Raw genomic sequence first — 18,593 nt, 5'->3', positions numbered from 1 at the left:
CGATACCGCCGCCCCATGAACACGCCCGACTCGCGCCGCGCCAGCCCGCTGGAGATCGCCATGCTGGCCAGCGTGTTCGTGGTGGCCGCCTGCGGGCTGCTGTACGAGCTGGCCGCGGGCGCGCTGGCCTCGTACCTGCTGGGCGACTCGGTGCTGCAGTTCTCCACCGTCATCGGCACCTACCTGTTCGCCATGGGCATAGGCTCGTGGCTGTCGCGCTACCTGGAGCGCGAGCTGCCGGCGCATTTCCTGCGCATCGAGCTGATGGTGGCGCTGGTGGGCGGCGCGCTGCCGGCACTGCTGTCCGTCGCCTACGCCTATGTGCCTGGCGGCTTCCAGTTGCTGCTGTACGGCATGGTGCTGCTGGTGGGCACGCTGGTGGGGCTGGAGATACCGCTGGTGATGCGCATCTTGAAGCGCAACGTGGCGCTCAAGGAGCTGGTGTCGCAGGTGCTCACCTTCGACTACCTGGGCGCGCTGGCGGTGTCGCTGGCGTTTCCGCTGCTGCTGGTGCCGCACCTGGGGCTGGTGCGCACCGGCCTGGTCTTCGGGCTGATGAATGCGCTGGTGGCGGTATGGGCGCTGTTCCTGTTTCGCGGCGAGCTGCGCCACTGGAGCCGGCATGCGCTCGGCTGCGCGCTGGTGCTCTTGCTGCTGGCCGGCGGCCTGGCGGGGGCCGAGCAGCTCACGCGGCTCAGCGAAGACCGCTTCTACCAGGAGAACATCGTGCTCGCGCGCAGCACGCCCTACCAGCGCATCGTGCTCACGCAGGGCAAGCGCGGCGCGCGCCTGTACCTCAACGGCAACCTGCAGTTCGCGCAGAGCGACGAGTACCGCTACCACGAGGCCCTGGTGCACCCGGTGATGAGCCGCTTCGGCCACCCGCGCCGGGTGGCGGTGCTGGGCGGCGGCGATGGCATGGCGGTGCGCGAGGTGCTCAAGTACCCGTCGCTCGAATCCATCACCCTGGTCGAGCTGGATCCGCAGATGACCGAGCTGTTCCAGCGCGATGCCGGCATGCGCCGGCTCAATGGCGATGCGCTCAACCACCCCAAGGTGCATATCGTCAACGCCGACGCCTTCCAGTGGCTGCAGCAGACGGATGAGATGTTCGACGTGGTCATCGTCGACTTTCCCGACCCCACGAACTTCGCGGTGGGCAAGCTCTTCACCAACAGCTTCTACGCGCTGCTCGGCCAGCACCTGTCGGCCAGCGGCTTTGCGGTGGTGCAGACCACCTCGCCGCTGATCGCGCGCGAGAGCTTCTGGACGGTGGTGGCCACCATCGAGGCCGCCGGGCTCACCGCCACGCCCTACCATGCCCATGTGCCCAGCTTCGGCGAATGGGGCTTCGTGATCGCCAGCCGCCGCCCCTGGAGCATGCCGGCCGCGCTGCCCGCGGACCTGCGCTTTCTGAGCGCGCCCACGCTGGCGCTGCTGTTCGACTTTCCGCCCGACATGGCGCGCGTGCCCGCCGAGGTCAACCGCCTGTCCAACCAGGTGCTGGTGCACACCTACGAGCGCGAATGGGGCCAGATCCACTGAACCGCCGCGCCTGGCTGCGCACCGGCGCCGCGCTGACCGCCGGCTGGGGCCTGGGCGGCTGCACGCCGGCGCCGCCCAGCGCGTCGGTGGCGCACATCACGGGCGGCTTCATCGGTGCCAATATCGAGCGCGGCCACGCCCTGCGCGACCAGCTGCGCAAATCCTTGCGGCAGGGCCTGCCGCTGCCCGCGCCCGCCGCCACCCGCCGCGCGCAGGTGCTGATTGCCGGTGGCGGCATCGCCGCGCTGGCGGCCGCCCGGGCGCTGCGGCTCGCCGGTGTGCACGATGTGGCGGTGCTGGAGCTGGAGGACAGCGTGGGTGGCAACAGCCGCGCCGGCCTGGTGGCCGGCCTGCCCTGCCCGCTGGGCGCGCACTACCTGCCGGTGCCGGGCGACGACGCCACCGAGGTGCAGGACCTGCTGGAGGAACTGGGCGTGCGCGAGCGCGCATCGGGCCGCTGGCAGTACCGCGACGAGTACCTGTGCTTCAGCCCGCAAGAGCGCCTGTTCCGGCACGGCGAGTGGATCGAGGGCCTGCTGCCCGTGCAAGGCGTGGAGCCCGGCACGCTGGCGCAGTACCGGCGCTTTGCGGCGCTGGTGGAGCAGGCCATGGCGGCGCAGCGCTTCAGCATGCCTGCGCTGCGCAGCTGGCTGCCCGGCAGCGGCCTGGCGCCCGCGCACCGGGCGCTGGACGCCATCAGCCTCGACACCTGGCTGCGCCAGCAGCAGCTCGGCGATCCGCTGCTGCGCTGGTACCTGGACTACTGCTGCCTGGACGATTTCGGCGCCGGCGCCGCCCGGGTCTCGGCCTGGGCCGGGCTGCACTACTTTGCCAGCCGGCACGGCTTTCAGGCGCCTGGCGTGCCCGCCCCCGACATGCACGACAGCGTGCTTACCTGGCCCGAGGGCAACGGCTGGCTGGTGCGGCAGCTGGCAGCGCCGGCACAGCAGGCCGGCTGGCTGCACACCGGCCGCAGCGTGCTCGGCATCGCCGAAGACCGCCACGGCGTGCAGCTCGATGCACTCGATGCCGCCACCGGCGCCATCGAACGCTGGCAGGCCGCGCACTGCATCGTGGCGCTACCCGTCTTCATCGCCCGGCATGTGGTGCGGAACCCGCCGCACTTCCTGGCCGCCGCCGCCGAGGCGCTGGACTGGGCGCCGTGGATGGTGGCCAATGTGCACCTCCGCGCGCCGCTGGCCGACCGCCCCGGCGCCGAGCCGGCCTGGGACAATGTCTTCTTCGACGATGTGGCCAGCGGCGGCCTGGGCTATGTGAATGCGGGCCACCAGCGCCTGAACGCCCGGCAGCTCCTGCCCACGGTGCTCAGCTGCTACCGCGCGCCCACTGGCGCCCATGGCGACCCAGGCGCGGCGCGAGCGGCCCTGGCCCGCATGGCCTGGCCCGAGGCCCGCGATGCGGCGCTGGCGCCGCTGGCCCGCGCCCACCCCGACGTCTACGCGCAGGCCACGCGCATCGACATCATGCGCTACGGCCATGCCATGGCCATTCCCCGGCCCGGGGCACAGACGATCCTGAGCCAGATCGGGCTGCAGCAGCCGCCGATCAAACGCCAGCAGCCATGGAATGGGGAGCACACCACCTTGTTGCCCACACCCGGCACCGCGCGGCTGCATTTCGCGCACGGCGACTGGTCGGGCTACTCGGTGTTCGAAGAGGCCTTCACCCGCGGCCACCACGCGGCGCTGCGCGCCTTGGGCGCGTAGCGCCGGCTCAGGCGGCGTAGATCGCCTCAACGGTGCGAAAACCCTTGACCTCGATCGGATTGCCGAAGGGATCGCGGAAAAACATGGTCCATTGCTCGCCGGGCTCGCCCTCGAAGCGCACCTGAGGCTCCAGCACGAAGTCGGTGCCCGCCTGCTGCAGGCGCTGCGCCAGGGCCTGCCACTGCGGCAGCAGCAGGATGATGCCGAAGTGCGGCATGGGCACCAGGTGCTGGCCGACCTTGCCCGTTTCGGCGGTGGCGAACGGCGTGCCCAGGTGCAGCGAGATCTGGTGGCCGAAGAAATCGAAGTCCACCCAGGTATCGGTGCTGCGCCCTTCCTGGCAGCCGAGCACCTCGCCATAGAAGCGGCGGGCCGCCTCCAGGTCGGTCACGTTGAAGGCGAAGTGGAAGATGGAGGGCAGTTGCATCGTGTTCATCGAAAAGAGATTAACAGAGGCGCAGCGCGGCTTGCGCACAGATTCGGCTTGCCCGCAAACGCCGGCCGCGATGGCCGGCCCCGGGCATGGGTATGCCAAGGCCATCAAACGAGAATAATTCTCACTAAATATGATGGACCGATCTTTGACGAACCACGCCTAGCCATGCCATTGCAACTGAGCCTCTCCACCCCACCCAGCGCCGCCCAGCTCGAAGCCCGCGCCACGCGCCGCGAGCGCCACGGCATCACCGTGCGCCGCGTGCAGGTGGCGCAGGTGCAGCGCCTCACGCCGCATATGCTGCGCATCACCGTGCAGGGCGACGAGCTGCAGGGCTTTGCCAGCCCGGGCTTCGACGACCATGTGAAGCTGCTGTTTCCCGGCGCCGACGGCCGGCTCGAGCTCCCGCCACTGACCGAGCAGGGCCTGCCGCCCGGCCCGCTGCGCGAGGCCATGCGCGACTACACGCCGCACTCGTTCGACGCCGCCGCGCGCACGCTGCAGCTGGACTTTGCCGTGCACGAAGCCGGCCCCGCCACCGCCTGGGCGCTGCAGGCCCGGCCCGGGCAGCAGCTGGGCATCGCCGGGCCGCGCGGCTCCATGGTGGTGCCCACCGCGTTCGACGGCTACCTGCTGGTCGGCGACGAGACCGCGCTGCCCGCCATCGGCCGCCGCCTGCGGGAGCTGCCCGCCGGCAGCCACGCCATCGCCATCGTCGAGGTGGACAGCGCCGCCGACGAGCAGCCGCTGGCAAGCGCCGCCACGCTACAGCTGCGCTGGGTGCACCGCAACGGCGGCCCCGGCGGCCAGGCCGAAGGGCTGCTGCAGGCGCTGGCGCAGGTGGATGCGCCCGCCGGCGACTACCAGGTCTGGATCGCGGCCGAATCCGCGGTGGCCAAGGCCTTGCGCGCGGCCGCCGTCAGCCGCCACGGCGCCGCCCCGCAGTGGACCAAGGCCGCCGCCTACTGGCGCCGGGGCAGCGTGGCCGCGCACGAGGTGATCGAGGGCTGAGGCGCCCGCCGCCTCATGGCTTCCTGAGCAGCGGGCAGGGCGACTCGGCCAGCGGCAGGAAGGCCTTGTCCGCCGGCACGGTGCCAACGAGCTTGTAGTAGTCCCAGGGGTACTTGGACTCGGCCGGCGACTTCACCTGGAACAGGTACATGTCGTGCACCATCATGCCGTCCTCGCGCAGCCGGCCGTTGCTGGTGAACACATCGTGCACCGGCAGCTCGCGCATCTTGGCCATCACCGCCTTGGCCTCGGTGGTGCCCGCCGCCGCCACCGCCTTCAGGTAGTGCCGCACGGACGAATAGGCGCCCATCTGGCTCATGTTCGGCATGGCCTTGTGCCTGGCGAAGTATTTTTTCGAGAAGGCCCGGGTCTCGTCGTTCATGTCCCAGTAGAAGGCCTCCGACAGCAGCATGCCCTGCGCGGTCTTCAGGCCCAGCGAATGCACGTCGTTGATGTACATGAGCAGGCTGGCGAGCTTTTGCCGGCTGTCCGGCTTGATGCCGAACTCGCGCGCCGCCTTGATGGAGTTGACCAGGTCGTTGCCGAAGTTCGCCAGGCCGATGACCTCGGCCTGGCTAGTCTGCGCCTGCACCACCGCCGATGAAAAATCCGCGGCATTGAGCGGATGCTTGGCCTCGCCAACCACCTTGCCGCCCTCGGTGGCGATCGCCGCGGTGGTGGCGCGCACCACATCCTGCCCGCCCGAGTAGTCGGCGCTGATGAAGAACCAGTTCTTGCCCACCCGCTGTGCCGCCGCCTTGCCGACGGTGTTGGCCAGCGAATACGAGTTGTAGGCCCAGTGCGCCACGGTGGGCGCGCACAGGTCGCCGGTGATGCGGTCGCTGGCCGGGCCGCTCATCACCAGCACCTTGCCCTTCTCCCGGGCGATGTTGAGCACCGCCAGCGCCGCGGCCGAGCCGCCCACGTCCTGTATCGCGTCGATGCCGCGGTCGTACCATTCGCGCGCCTTGGCCGCCGCCGCGTCGGCCTTGCTCTGGTGGTCGAAGCTGAGCAGCTCGATCTTGCGGCCCAGCACCTGGCCGCCCAGCTCGTCGATGGCCATCTGGGCCGCGACGATGCTGCCCTTGCCGGTGATGGCGGAGTACACGCCGGACTGGTCCGCGATGATGCCGATGCGCACCGCCTCCTGCGCCTGGGCGATACCGCTGGCGGCGGCGCATGCCAGCGCCGCGGCGGCCGGCAATGCCCGAATGATTTTTCGAAATACTGTGCTCATGCCTGTCTCCTGGCTGTGGTTGTGATCGATAGGCCTAAGAACGTTTTCACGGTCTAAAGCCGCGTGGCGCTGATGGTCAGGCCGCCGTCGATGTGCAGTGTCTGGCCGGTGATGTAGCCGGCCAGCGGGTGCAGCAGAAAGCCGATGGCGAACGCCATCTCCAGCGGCTCGGACACGCGCTGCAGCGGCACCGAGGCCAGCAGGGCCTGGGTCTGCGCCGCCTCGGGCGGGCTGGCCTGCTGGAAGAGCTCGGTCGCCACCGGCCCCGGCGCAATCGCGTTGACCGTGATGTTGTGCGGCGCCAGCTCCAGCGCCCAGGTGCGGCTCATGCCGATCAGCGCGGCCTTGGTGGCGCTGTAGGCCGTGCGGTTGGGCTTGCCCAGCGCGGCCCGCGACGAGATGTTGACCACCCGGCCGGCGCGTGCCTGCACCATGCCGGGCATCAGGGCCTGCATGCAGACCAGGGCCGCATTCACGTTCAGCGCCAAGGCCTGGTGCATGTCCGCCACGCTGGTGTCGGCGATGCTGGTGGTGTGGGCCAGCGCCGCGTTGTTGACCAGGCCGTAGAAAGGGCCTGCGCGCAGCAGCTGCTGCAGCGCCGCGCGGGTGGCATCCGGGTCGGCCAGGTCGCAGGGCGCGAAATGCTCGCGCGGGCCGAGCTCCGCCGGGGCGCTGCGCGCCAGGCCCGTCACCTCGTAGCCCGCCTCGGCCAGATAGCGCATGGTGGCCCGGCCTATGCCCCGGCTGGCGCCGGTCACCAGCACCCGGGCACCGGCTGGAATGGATATCGTCATGGTCTTCCTTTCAGGCTTTGAGAATCTGGCGGCCCACGATGGTCTTTTGCACCTCGCTGGCACCTTCGTAGATCCGCATGGGGCGGATCTCGCGGTACAGGCGTTCCACCACCGAGCCGCAGGTGATGCCGAGCCCGCCCCACAGCTGCACCGCCGCGTCCACCACCTGGAAGGCGGCCTCGGTGCCCTGCAGCTTGGCCATCGCGGCCTCGGTGGTGATGCGGCGCCCGCGCACGTCGCGCGTCCAGGCCGCCTTGTGCACCAGCAGGCGCGCCGCCTCCAGCTGGACGGCCATGTCCGCCACCTTGTGGCGCACCGTGTCCATCTCGGCCATCGGCCTGCCGTACAGCTGCCGGGTGGTGACGCGGGCCACCGTCTCGTCCAGCGCGCGCTGGCCGATGCCGATCGCCGCCGCGCCCACCGAGCTGCGGAAGATGTCCAGCACCGCCATGGCGGCCTTGAAACCCTCGCCCCGCTCGCCAATGAGCCGGCTGGCGGGAATGCGGCAGGCGCGCAGATGGATCTCGGCCAGCGGGTGCGGCGCCAGGATGTCGATCTGCCGGTGGATGTGCAGGCCGGGGGTGTCCGCATCGACCAGGAAGGCCGACAGGCCGCCCGCGCCGTGGCCGGGCTCGGTGCGGGCGATCACCACATAGAAGTCGGCAATGCCGCCATTGGAGATATACGACTTCGCGCCTTCCAGCACATAGCTGTCGCCGTCCGCCGTGGCGCTGGTGCGGGTGGCGGCCACGTCCGAGCCGCCCTCGGGCTCGGTGAGCGCAAAGGCCGCCACCTTGCGGCCCTGCGCACAGGCCTGCACATAGGGCGCGCACAGCGCGGCCCGGCCGCGTTGCCACAGCGCCGCCGCGCCTATGCCTTGCATGCTGAACACGAAATCGGCCAGCGGCGCGTAGTAGCCCAGGCATTCGCGCACCAGGCAGATGCTGCGCAGATCCACCGCCGGCGCCTGCTCCGGGTAATTGGCAGGAACGGCATGGCGCAGCAGGCCAGCCTCGGCCAGCGAGCGCAGCCAGTAGGCGCACTGCTGGTGCAGGCCGCCCGGCGGCTCGGTGTGCAGCACATGGCGCTGGCGCGCCACCCACAGGTTCAGCGCCTGCACCACCTCGGCATGGGCGCCGCCAAAGAACGGGGTGTCCGGCAGGGTCCATTCGGCTTTCATTGCACGCCCTCCCGCACCAGCCAGGACTGGGCGGTCTCGCGCAGCTCGTTGCGCTTGACCTTGCTGCCGTTGGGCCCCATGGTGTAGGGGAAATTTTCGACGCTGAAGATGCGGATGGGCACCTTGTAGCGCGCGATCTGCCGCTGCAGCCGCGCCTTCACCGCCTCGGCGTCTATCGCCCGCCCCTGGGCCGGCACCACGAATGCCACCGGGCGCGAGCTGCCCGCGGCATTCACCGCCACCACCTGGCAGGCCTCGGCGCCGGTGTGCTGCAGCACCGCTTCTTCGATCTCGGCCGGGTTGACCAGAAAGCCGCCCAGGCGCAGCACGTCGCCCAGGCGGGCGACGTGGGTGAAGCCGCCGTCGCCATTGAGGTAGCCGAGATCGCCCGAGCGCAGAAAGCCGTCCGCGGTGAAGGCCTGGGCCGTGGCCTCGGGATTGCCCAGGTACTCCTGCAGCATGTAGGGGCCGCGGAACTCCAGCTCGCCCGGCTCCATCGGCGCGGCCAGCGCGCCCGTCTCCGGCACCCGCGCCCGCACCTGCACCGCCGGGCTCACCGCGAAGCCGCCGGACTGGGCCCGGCGCGGCAGCGGCGCGGCCGGGTCCTGGTGCGCGAACAGCGCCAGGATCTCGCTCATGCCAAAGCACCCCACCATCGGAATGCCCAGCGCCTGGGCGCGGGCCGGCAGGCCGTCCAGGCCGGGCACGAAGTTGGCGTGGCCGAAAAAGCGCAGCGCCTGCGGCCGCCAGCCGGGGGCCAGCGGCGCGATCAGCTTGTCCACCATGTCGTTGGTGCCGAACATGTGGGTGATGGGCTCGCGCTCCAGGGCATGGGCGGCGGCCACCGGATCGAACACCTCGTGCAGCACCAGCCGGGCGCCGGCGGCCAGGGTCATCATGGCGGCGGTGTAGCCGAAGGCGCCGCACAGGGGCAGCGCCAGCAAGGTGCCGCAGCCGCGCTCGACGCCAAAGCCATGCGCCGCGTCCCGGGCATGCAGCGCCACGTTGGACTGGCTGTGCACGATCAGCTTGGGGGTGCTGGTGGTGCCCGACGACGACAGGATGATGCACGGCCGGCGGGCCGGCGCCAATGCATCGGCTGCAGCGGCTGCATCAGTTGCATCAGCTGCAGCGCCGGCCACGGCATGGAGCAGATCGTCCCACCGGGCGAAGCGCGGCATGGGCCGGGCCGCCAGCGCGGCGCCGACGCCAGCACCCGCCCCCGCATCGCGCGAGGCATCGACCAGCAGCCCGATGGAGCCGGCATGCTGCTGCCAGACCTGCGGCAGCAGCTGGGCGCCCTGCGCCGGCAGGGCAAGCGCGCCATCAAATGCCAAGGCCTTGCAGCGCGCGCGGTCGATGAAGCCCACCAGCTCCTGCACGCCCAGCTTCAGGTTGAGGCTCAGGCTGGCAACGCCCAGCGAGGCGCAGGCCAGGTGCAGCACCAGCCAGCGCGGCGTATTGGGCAGCCAGATGCCCAGCACATCGCCTTCGCGCAGGCCCAGGCGCTGCAGGCTCGCAGCCACGCGGCCCACCTGCTCGCGCAGCTGGGCATAGCTCAGCTGCGTGCCAGCGAAGCTGACGGCCACGGCCTGCTGCGGCGCCTGCGCCAGCATCCCGGCCAAGGTGGCGGGGGCGGTATCCATGGCTGCGCCCCTCATACCGTGGCCACCGGCGTCACGGGCGAGCCCACCGCACCCGGCAGGCGCAGCGCCGGCGCGGTGAGCATGAAGCGGTGGCGCCCGGCAGCGCGCAGCCACTGCGCCAGCTCGTGCAGGTACCACAGCTCGCCGAACGGCATGCCGAGCTTGAACAGGCACAGCTCGTGCAGCGGCAGGAAGGCACAGGCGCCATCCACCGGCCGGCCGGGCACGGCCTCCACGCCATAGTTGTCGGCCACCAGGCTGGTGATCTGGCTGTCGATGATCCACTGGTGCAGCTCCGGGTCGCGGCCGTCGAGCACCGCGCCCACGGTTTGCGGCATGTCGGCCGGCGGCTGCCGGTTGCAGGCCAGCAGCAGCTCGCTGAAGCCGGTGTACAGCGCGACAATGTCGCCTTTGCCCACGCGGATGCCGTCCTGCTCCATCACCTGCTTGAGCATGCGGCCCGACACCAGCGTGTGGCCGTCGCCGAAATGCCGGCGCAAATCGAGCAGCACGCCCCGCCCCTGGATGGCCTGCTCGGCCAGGCGCTCCACGCCCAGCGCCCGGGCGCGCGACTGGCCGTCGAGCTCGGGCAGGTCCTGCGGCGCAAGAATGTCCACGCCCGCCTGGAAGCCGTTGTAGTACACCAGCTCGTCGATACCGTCGCCATCCACATCGAAGTGGCTGCCCACGTGCGACAGCGCATCCCACTGCGTCGAATACTGCAGGTAGATCTGCGCATAGTCGTCGCTCACCACGTCGGTGTAGTTCGGATTCTCGCGCGACAGCGCGAAGTTCATGCCCGGCCCGAGCGGGCGCCGCGAGGGCTTGATCACCGGCGGGTGGCGCCGCGGATTCAGGGCATTGCCGCCGGGCACATCCAGCGGCAGGCTGAGACAAAAGCGCTGGCCGGTCTGGATCTCCAGCGCCGCCTCCTTCACCTTCTCGGCGGTGAGGTAGTTGAGCCGGCCGAGTTGGTCGTCGGGGCCGAAATCGCCCCAGTTCGACAGGGGCGGGCGCCTGGTCCAGCGGGGGCCCTGGCGGCTGCCCACGATGGGCGGAACGTGCGGCATGTGCACCGGTCGGTATGCATTCATCTCTGTCTCCTGGTGGCGGGCGAGGCGGCGAGCCGCTATCCTGTGCGGCATTTCGGCAAACCGCGCCGGGTTCTCGGGCGGCGCCCACTATCGCGGCACCCACTATCGGCGGCAGAACGGCAGGATGACAAAGGCAAACGGCGGCGATGTTCACGATATGAACTCGGGGTTTCCCGGAGCGAAGAGCCCGGCGCGCCTGGTGGCGGTGCTGCAGCACATCGCCCGCCACCATGTGCAGGGCCTGTCGATCCGCGAGCTGTCAGACCTGTCGGGGCTCGACCGCTCCACCGCCCGGCGGCTGCTGATGGTGCTGGTGCAGACCGGCTTCGCCGCGAAGGACGAGCACAGCGGGCGCTACCGCCTCGGCGTCGAGGCCATGCTGACCGGCATGGCCGCCATGGCCAAGGCACCGGTGTTCGAGGCCTGCCATCCCGCGATGGTGAACATTGCCCGGCGCACCGGCGACACGGTGTTCCTGATCATCCGTATCGGCGATTTCGCGCACTGCCTGCATGTGGAGCCCGGCAGCCACCCGCTGCATGCGCACAGCCTGATGACGGGCCAGATCCGGCTGCTGGGCCAGGGCACGGCCAGCCTGGCGCTGGCCGCCACGCTGCGCGACAAGGAGCTCGACCAGATCTACCAGCGCCGCCGCCTGGACTATGAAGCCGCCGGCATCAGCCAGCAGCGGCTGCAGGACATGGTGCGGCAGGCACGCCGGCTCCAGCATGCCGAGAGCCTGAACCTGCTGACCACGGGCGCCGCCGGCGTGGGCCTGGCCATCGCCTTCCAGACCGAGCATGTGGCGGCGATGAGCGTGGCCACCCACCACGCCCGGATGACGCCCGGGCACAAGGCGCAGGTGCTCGATGTGCTGCAGCAGGAGCTTTGCCGGGTGGGCATCCGGCCGCTGGCCGGCGCGGCCTGATACCTCCCGCCGCCACCCTCAAGAGGACCACAGCTCGGTGTCGCTGCTCGACACCGCGATCGCGCCCGCGCGCAGCGCCTGCTGCACCTGCTCCTGGCTGCACACGAAGCCCGAGGCCACGATGGGCGGCATGCAGCGCTTCTCGGCCGCGCTGATGTGCGCCAGCATCGGGGCCGGCATGATCTGCACCAGGTTGGGATCGCTCTGCTCTATGGCCTTGACGCTGCGCGGCCAGGTGGAGCGGTCGGTGACGAACACCTTGAGCATGGTGAGCAGCCCGGCGCGGTTGGCCCGCTGGATGGTGGCCATCCGGGTCGACAGCAGGCTGGTCGCGCCCAGGTCGGCCAGGTAGTCGATGCCGCCCTTGTCCTGCGAGATGCCGTCGCAGCTGTCGATGTTGACGATGGCCATCCTGCCGGCCTTGGTGATCGTGGACACCACCAGGCGCAGCTTCCTGAGCTCGATGTTGGCCACGATCGCCACCTCGGCCCGGCTGGCGAGGAACGCGCCCATCTGCTCCGCGCCGTACAGCGTGGCGATGACGGGTTGCCGCGCAAGCCTTGCGCCCAGTGAGCAGTCCATGCTGTCAACGCATCAGGATGTCAGCAAGCCACCGCGTCAGAGAGACCGAGCTTGCCGGGGTTGAGGATATTTTTCGGATCCAGCGTCTGCTTGACCGCCTGCAGCAGCGCAAACGCCGTGCCCAGCGCGTCGGCCATGTAGGGCGCGCGCAGCAGCCCCACGCCATGGTGGTGGCTGAGCGTGGCATTGTAGCGAAGCAGCACCGCATTGGCCGCATCCCAGGCGGCGCGGTACCACCGCGCGCGCTGCTCCACCTCGACCTCGCCGCGCAGCGAGAAATACAGGCAGGCGCCATCCACATAGGCATGCGACTGGTGGGCCGAGCCGGCCAGCGTGCCGGGCACGGCGGCGATGGCCGCGACCACTTCGTCGTAGATCGCGGGCAGGTCTTTCCAGGGGCCGCACATCTCCAGCGTATCGGCGACGAAACCGGGGCTTTTCTTGAAGCCCTCGGCGCTCTTGCCGGTGAGGTAGCGGGTGTCGAGCCAGCGCTCCAGGATGGCCGCGCCGTCGAGCTCGGTGCCCTGCTGGCGGCACACCCGCGCGCAGATGGCCATCACCGCGTCCACCATCTCGGGCGCGCCTTCGTCGGCGATCATCAGCACATGGGTGTGCGGGCGGTTGAACTGCACGCCGCTTTCCAGCGCGTCGTAGAGCCGCAGCGCGGCCGGATTGGCGCCCTGCTGCATGATCTGGCGGCAGGCCTCCAGCCCCTGGGCGAAGCTGCCGAACTCGTAGGCGATGGCCTTGCCATAGTCGGGCAGGCGGTGCAGCTTGAAGCGGATGCGAACGATGATGCCCAGCGTGCCCTCGGAGCCGACGAACAGCTGCAGCAGGTCGGGCCCCATGGCCGCCCTGGCATAGCCGCCCACGGTGACCAGCCGGCCGTCGGCGAGCACCACGTCCATGCTGAACACCATGTCCTCGATCTTGCCGTAGCGCGTGGACAGCTGCCCCGCCCCGCGGCAGGCCACCCAGCCGCCCACGGTGCTGATGCCGAACGACGACGGCCAGTGGCCCATGGTCATGCCGTAGCGGCCCTGGATGGTCTCCTCGAACACGTCGCCGAACATGCCGGCCTCGACCTGCACGATCTGGCTCTCTGCGTCGAAATCGATCAGCCGGTTGAGCCGGCACACGTCCAGCACGATACCGCCGCGCACCGGCAGGGCCGCGCCGGTGACATTGCTGCGCCCGCCCGCCACGGTGACGGGAATCGCATGCCGGTGCGCGATACGCATCACCGCCTGCACCTGCTCCACCGTGGAGACGTGGACGATCACCGCCTCGGGCGTGGCCGGGCGGCCCGCGGTCTCGGCGACCATGGAGCGCGCCCACCAGTCGCGCGTGCCGGCGATCACATCCTCGCGCGCGGTCTGCACCCGGTCGGCAACCTTCTCCAGCGCGGCCACCTGCGCGGGCGCCACGGGTATGGCATCGCGCTGCAGGTCGGCCGGGCCGTCGGCCCTGGCCACCGTGGCGGCATACCCGGGCGGGGTGTGTGCGCCGACGACATAGTTGCGGCGGTTGTAGCCGCGCTTGATGGCTTCCTTGCTCAGCATTCGATTGCTCCTGTAAGAATCTGTTTTTCACGGGCCACGGAGTGGCGGTATTCCTCGACCTGGCGGCCGATCTCGGCCGCGGGCAGGTCCAGCTCGGCCTGCAGGATCTCGCCCACCCGCGCAGCAGCCTGGGCCGAGGCATCGCGCGCCATCAGCCGCGCGCGCATGCGCCGCTCAAGCACGTCCGCCACGGTGCAGGCCATTTCATGGCGCACGGCATACACCACCTCGGCCTCGGTGTAGGGCAGCCCCGGCACGATGGGTTGGAGCAGCGCCGGGCTGGCCTGCATGATGTCGCTCACGAACCGGGCCTCGGTGCCGTAGCGCTCGCCCAGGTGGGCTGACAGCCCGCCGGTGGCGGTGATGGCCTGCGCGTCGTAGCCGGCCGCGCCCAGCAGGTAGGCCGACCGGGTGGCGCAGCGCGCGCGCCGGCCCAGCAGTTTCTGGACCGTATCCACCGTCTGCTCGGCCATGTGGCGCGAGGTGGTGAGCTTGCCGCCGACGATGGTCACCAGGCCGTCGTCCGCCACCTGGATCTCGTGGTTGCGCTTCATCTCCACCGTCTTGCCGCCGGGCGGCCCCACCAGCGGCCGGCAGCCGGCGATGCTGCCGACCACGTCTTCGGGCTGCAGCTCGGTCTTGAGCGCCGAGCGCGCCCCCTCCAGCAGGAAGTCCAGCTCCCTGCGGGTGCAGTGCACCTCGTCCAGGCTGCCCTCGTAGTCTTCGTCGGTGGTGCCGAGGTAGGAGACATTGCCCCAGCGCGTGATGGTGGCCCGCCGGCTGCGCCCCGGCACCGGAATGGTGACCGTGCAGTCGTTGCGGATCTTCAGCCACGGTATCGCCACATGCACGCCCTTGGCGGGCCGCACATGCAGCGTTTGCTCCTGCCCCTGCCTGCGGCCATCCCAGTCGCGCAGCCAGACCCCGGTGGCCATGACGACGGCGCGGGCGCGCACCCGGATCTCGCGCCCCTGCGCCTGCAGCACCGCGCCATCGGCCTTGCCATGCGCATCGCGGGTCACGGCCACCGCCTTGCAATGGTTGGCGACGGCCGCGCCATGGAAGGCGGCGGTGCGCGCCACCGCCAGGGTCAGCCGGGCGTCGTCCACGCGGGCATCGAAATACATGAAGCCGCCCACCAGGTAGTCTTCGCGAAAGCTGGGGCAGTGCGACAGCACCTCGGCCTTGCTCAGCTTCTGGTGCAGGATGCCCTCGCGCCAGCCGCCCGCCAGGTCGTACGACCACAGCAGGCTGTTGAAGGCCTTGGCGAGCCGCTGGTCGAACACGCCCTCGCGCTCCATCACCGGAAACAGGAAGGGCAGGCGGTGCACCAGGTGCCGGGCGTTCCTGCGCAGCCGCTGGCGCTCCAGCAGCGAATGCCGCACCAGCCCCAGGTTGCCCTGCTCGATGTAGCGCAGGCCGCCATGCACCATCTTGGAAGACTTGGACGAAGTGCCCGAGGCGAAATCGTCCTTCTCCACCAGGGCCACGCGGTAGCCGCGCAGGCTGGCGTCCAGGGCGACATAGGCGCCGGTGACGCCGCCGCCGACGACCAGGATGTCGAACTGCTCATCGCCCAGCCGGGCGAGCTGCTCTGCGCGCGCCAGCCGCAGCGGCTCGGCCAGCGCCATGCTCGCACTGTCTTTTCCGTACGCACTCGACAGCAGGCCCATCATGGCGCTTTCTCCCTTTGCTCATTGCGTGTGAACCGGCGCGCATGCGCCATCTCGTCGTCGACCCTGGCGCACCAGACGGCCCGGCGGTGGGCGCGCTCGTCCGCGCCCATGCGCGGCTCGAACACCGCCTCGGTGGCGAGCGTCGCGCAGGCTTGTTCGAGCGAGTCCCACAACAGCCCCGCGCTGCCCGCCAGGAAGGCAATGCCGCGCAGGCTCGCCTTGTCGGTGTCGGCCAGCCGGACCACCGGCATGCCCATCAGATTGGCCTGGATCTGCATCAGCGCCGAGCTTCCCGCCAGGCCGCCGCCCACCAGCAGCTCGGCCACCCGGGTCTGGGAGGCGGCCTGGTTGGCCTCGACGCACGAGGCCACGGAATGGGCGATGCCCTCCAGGATGGCGCGCGCCAGCTGCTCGCGCGTGGTGGCCATCGATATGCCGGTCAGCGCCGCCCGGGCCGCGGGCTCCATCGCGGGAATCCGCAGCCCGGTGAGCGCGGGGATGAAGACCAGCTCCGGCGCGGCAACCGCATCCATGGCCAGCTCGCTGATCTGCCTGGGATGCTCGAACCAGCGCAGCTTGTCGCAAATCCAGTTCAAGGCGGAGCCCGTGGTGGGCACATAGGTCTCTATCGCGAAGCGCGATACGCCATGGGTTCTGCGGGCCGTCATGGTCAGCGAGCTTTCGTGCGCGCCATCGTGGCCCACCAGCACCCGCCCGGTGAGCACATCCACGAAGCTGCCCGTGCCATGCACGCACATCGCCTGCCCGCGCTCCAGGCAGCCCAGGCCTATGGCCGCGGCATGCTGGTCGCCGGCGCAGGCCAGGATCGGCACCCGGATGCCCAGCACCTCCTGCCGGGTGGTGCCGAAGGCATCGGCATCCTCCTTGAGCTGCGGCAGCAGCTCCCTCGGAAACTCCAGCGCATCGAGCCAGGCATCGAAATAGCGGTGCTCGCGCAGCACATAGGCATTGCCCGAAGTCACATTGGTCGGCGTGGTCACCAGCGGCCGGGCGTCCGACAGATGCCACAGCAGCCAGGTGTCGATGGTGCCGAATGCCAGCCGCCCGTGCCGCAGCGCCTCGGCAATGGGCGCATGCTCGCGGATCTGGTGCACCGCCCACAGGTAGGGCGAGCGCACGCCGGCGGGGCGGCCGGCCAGCTCGACCAGCCGGGCATCCCAGTCCAGCGCCAGCCGCGCCAGCTCTTCGCGGTGGCGCGAATCCTGCCACACCATCACCGGCGCCAGCGCCTTGCCGGTGCGCGTATCCCACAGCACCGCCGAGCAGCGCTGGTTGGCCACCGCCAGCGCCGCCACCCGCTGCCCGCGGGCCAGGGCGCAGGCTATGGCCTCGCGGCAGACGGCAATGGTTTTTTCCAGCAGCACATCCGCGTCCTGCTCCACGACCCCGGGCCGCGGGCAGCTCACATCGAGCGGCACATAGGCCTGCTGCGAAACCACGCCATCCTTGCCGACCACCGCGGCCCGGGTGCCCGACGTGCCCTCATCGATGCACAGAATCACATCCTCGCCATGTCTCATGCTCTTCCTCGCTCAGGCAGCTTGCCGCGCGGCAACACCCCGGGCCGCCTCGTCCTGGAACTGCGGCGCATCGGGCTCGTTGTCGGGGTTGACGCTGGTGCGCGTGGGATCCCAGCGGATCGAGAAACAGATGATGCTGGCCACCAGCGGCACCACGGACAGGATGAGGAAGGTGGTCTCCAGCCCGTACTGCTGGCGGAACAGCGGAAACACCAGCAGGCCCAGCGCCGCCCCCATGGCGCCCAGCGCGCCGACGACCCCGTTGGCGCCGGCCCGCAGCTCGCTGCGGAACGACAGCGTCGACAGGCTCTTGCCATTGGCCCCCGGCCCCCCGGAGTGGAAAAGAATGAACAGCGAGGGCGCAGCCACCGCCGCCCAGACCGGCATCTTGCCGTTGAACAGGCCCAGCACCAGCAGCATCAGGAACACCAGCGCGAAGCCGATGGCCGAGGCCCGCCGCAGCCCGAGCACCCGGCCGATGGCCGGCGACAGAAAGCCGCCCACGATGCCGAATACATTGAACACCAGGGCGCCCAGCGTGGCCTGCTGGAAATCCTTGCCGAACAGCGACGCGCTGATCAGCGGCAGGTACCAGCCCACCGCGAAATACTGGATGGACTGCCCGATCTGCACCGTGGCGGCGAGAATGGTGCGCGGCAGGTAGATGCCGCGGAAGATGAGCAGCACATTGGCCAGCCCGCGCCGTGCCTGGTTCATCACCGGCAGGCGCTCGGCCAGCGGGGCCGCCACAAACTTCTGGCCGTAGATGCGGGTCATGGCATGCGCGGCTTCGTCCAGGCGCTCCTTGCGCGCCAGCCAGGTCGGGCTTTCCACCAGCAGCGCCAGCTGCAACACCAGGATGGTGATGCCGAAGACCGCCGTGGCGGCGACCGAATAGCGCCACAGCGAATCCCCCACGCCCCAGGAGTTGAACCACAGCGCCAACACCAGGTTGGTGCACACCGCCATGTACCATATGCCCTGCCACACGTTGAGCCGGCTCTTGAGCCGGGCGGGCGTGAACTCCGCCAGCACCGCCATCGCAATGGCAAAGTCGATGCCATAGGCAGCGCCCACGAAGAAGCGCCCGAACAGGATGGTTGCGTAGCTGGGCGCGAAGGTCACCAGCAGCGCGCCGGCAACGGCCAGCACCTTGGCAATGACCAGCGGTCGCACGCGCCCCCAGCGATCGGCCATCCAGCCGCCGATGGGGTTGAAGGCAATCGAGACCCACGAGGCCAGCGAAGTCATCCAGGCCACATCGGCCGGCGTCAACTGCTGGTCGCGGGTCATGGGGCCCAGGCCCACGCTCAAAGCGGAATTGGAGAAGGCATCGAGAAAGAGGCCGCCCAAGGCCAGCCACCAGATGATGCCGGCCCGCCCCGTGATGCCCTGGCGCCCATCGATAAAGGACAGAACATCCTCGACGCCGCGAATCTTGTAGAAACTGGTTTGCACTGTTGTCTCCTGATGCTCTGCAAGAGGCTGATGCAAACCGTACAGGCGCGACGAAGCCATCTCACAGATGGTCTTCAAATCTGAACCTGCGCCGTGGATTCTAAAGAAGTGAGACCGGGGTGGGCCCCGGATAAACCACTAGCTGCTGGTGGAGAGGCAAGCCATCAGCGCGGCGG

Annotated in this window: 15 protein-coding genes; 4 read left to right on the top strand and 11 right to left on the bottom strand. The window is 70.0% G+C overall.

The window, feature by feature from the left end; genetic code table 11:
* The first annotated feature begins 15 nt into the window (after positions 1-15).
* Together ACODRX_RS13725 and ACODRX_RS13720 are read left to right on the top strand one after the other, a co-directional pair.
* Positions 16-1,545, top strand: a complete 1,530-nt coding sequence (locus ACODRX_RS13725; RefSeq protein ID WP_488872072.1) for a polyamine aminopropyltransferase — start codon at positions 16-18, stop codon at positions 1,543-1,545.
* On the top strand, positions 1,527-3,272 hold the full coding sequence (locus ACODRX_RS13720; RefSeq protein ID WP_488872071.1) for an FAD-dependent oxidoreductase: 1,746 nt from the start codon (positions 1,527-1,529) through the stop codon (positions 3,270-3,272). Before ACODRX_RS13725 ends, ACODRX_RS13720 begins: the two co-directional genes overlap by 19 nt.
* 7 nt (positions 3,273-3,279) lie before the next feature.
* Here ACODRX_RS13720 and ACODRX_RS13715 read toward each other — a convergent pair whose 3' ends face one another.
* Positions 3,280-3,693 carry a VOC family protein gene (locus tag ACODRX_RS13715; RefSeq protein WP_488872136.1) on the bottom strand — a complete coding sequence of 138 codons (414 nt, stop codon included), beginning with the start codon at positions 3,691-3,693 and terminating at the stop codon, positions 3,280-3,282.
* A 180-nt stretch (positions 3,694-3,873) separates the two neighbouring features.
* On the opposite strand from ACODRX_RS13715, the gene ACODRX_RS13710 reads away from it, so the two are divergent.
* The gene (locus ACODRX_RS13710; RefSeq protein ID WP_488872070.1) at positions 3,874-4,719 is read left to right on the top strand and encodes a siderophore-interacting protein; all 846 of its coding nucleotides are present in this window, start codon (positions 3,874-3,876) and stop codon (positions 4,717-4,719) included.
* A 13-nt stretch (positions 4,720-4,732) separates the two neighbouring features.
* On the opposite strand, the gene ACODRX_RS13705 is transcribed toward ACODRX_RS13710, so the two are convergent.
* From ACODRX_RS13705 to ACODRX_RS13685, 5 genes are read right to left on the bottom strand one after another with little or no spacing between them, the layout of a single operon-like run.
* Positions 4,733-5,956 carry an ABC transporter substrate-binding protein gene (locus tag ACODRX_RS13705; protein ID WP_488872069.1) on the bottom strand — a complete coding sequence of 408 codons (1,224 nt, stop codon included), beginning with the start codon at positions 5,954-5,956 and terminating at the stop codon, positions 4,733-4,735.
* A 53-nt stretch (positions 5,957-6,009) separates the two neighbouring features.
* Entirely contained in the window at positions 6,010-6,750 is a 741-nt protein-coding gene (locus tag ACODRX_RS13700; protein WP_488872068.1) for an SDR family oxidoreductase, read from the bottom strand.
* Between the two features lie 10 nt (positions 6,751-6,760).
* A complete protein-coding gene (locus ACODRX_RS13695; RefSeq protein WP_488872067.1) occupies positions 6,761-7,930 on the bottom strand; it encodes an acyl-CoA dehydrogenase family protein in 1,170 nt (389 codons plus the stop codon).
* A complete protein-coding gene (locus ACODRX_RS13690) occupies positions 7,927-9,576 on the bottom strand; it encodes an AMP-binding protein (protein ID WP_488872066.1) in 1,650 nt (549 codons plus the stop codon). Before ACODRX_RS13690 ends, ACODRX_RS13695 begins: the two co-directional genes overlap by 4 nt.
* Before the next feature lie 11 nt (positions 9,577-9,587).
* Positions 9,588-10,646 (bottom strand): cyclase family protein, encoded by a 1,059-nt coding sequence (locus ACODRX_RS13685; RefSeq protein ID WP_488872135.1) that lies wholly within the window; start codon positions 10,644-10,646, stop codon positions 9,588-9,590.
* 148 nt (positions 10,647-10,794) lie between these two features.
* Here ACODRX_RS13685 and ACODRX_RS13680 point away from each other — a divergent pair, with 148 nt between their 5' ends.
* Positions 10,795-11,598 carry an IclR family transcriptional regulator gene (locus ACODRX_RS13680; protein ID WP_488872065.1) on the top strand — a complete coding sequence of 268 codons (804 nt, stop codon included), beginning with the start codon at positions 10,795-10,797 and terminating at the stop codon, positions 11,596-11,598.
* Between the two features lie 18 nt (positions 11,599-11,616).
* Here ACODRX_RS13680 and ACODRX_RS13675 read toward each other — a convergent pair whose 3' ends face one another.
* From ACODRX_RS13675 to ACODRX_RS13655, 5 genes are read right to left on the bottom strand one after another with little or no spacing between them, the layout of a single operon-like run.
* Positions 11,617-12,180: a glycerol-3-phosphate responsive antiterminator gene (locus tag ACODRX_RS13675; protein WP_488872064.1), complete on the bottom strand. Its 564-nt coding sequence runs from the start codon at positions 12,178-12,180 to the stop codon at positions 11,617-11,619.
* Between the two features lie 20 nt (positions 12,181-12,200).
* Complete coding sequence (locus ACODRX_RS13670; protein WP_488872063.1) at positions 12,201-13,742, bottom strand: FAD-binding oxidoreductase; 1,542 nt, start codon at positions 13,740-13,742, stop codon at positions 12,201-12,203.
* Positions 13,736-15,418 carry a glycerol-3-phosphate dehydrogenase/oxidase gene (locus ACODRX_RS13665; RefSeq protein WP_488872062.1) on the bottom strand — a complete coding sequence of 561 codons (1,683 nt, stop codon included), beginning with the start codon at positions 15,416-15,418 and terminating at the stop codon, positions 13,736-13,738. The genes ACODRX_RS13670 and ACODRX_RS13665 overlap by 7 nt, the downstream gene beginning before the upstream one ends.
* The gene (locus ACODRX_RS13660) at positions 15,415-16,959 is read right to left on the bottom strand and encodes an FGGY family carbohydrate kinase (protein WP_488872061.1); all 1,545 of its coding nucleotides are present in this window, start codon (positions 16,957-16,959) and stop codon (positions 15,415-15,417) included. Before ACODRX_RS13660 ends, ACODRX_RS13665 begins: the two co-directional genes overlap by 4 nt.
* Before the next feature lie 12 nt (positions 16,960-16,971).
* Positions 16,972-18,417: an MFS transporter gene (locus ACODRX_RS13655; RefSeq protein WP_488872060.1), complete on the bottom strand. Its 1,446-nt coding sequence runs from the start codon at positions 18,415-18,417 to the stop codon at positions 16,972-16,974.
* Positions 18,418-18,593: the final 176 nt, after the last annotated feature.

The organism is Comamonas sp. FG99 (assembly GCF_057808605.1).
This window is presented reverse-complemented; position numbering and strand designations above follow the sequence as displayed.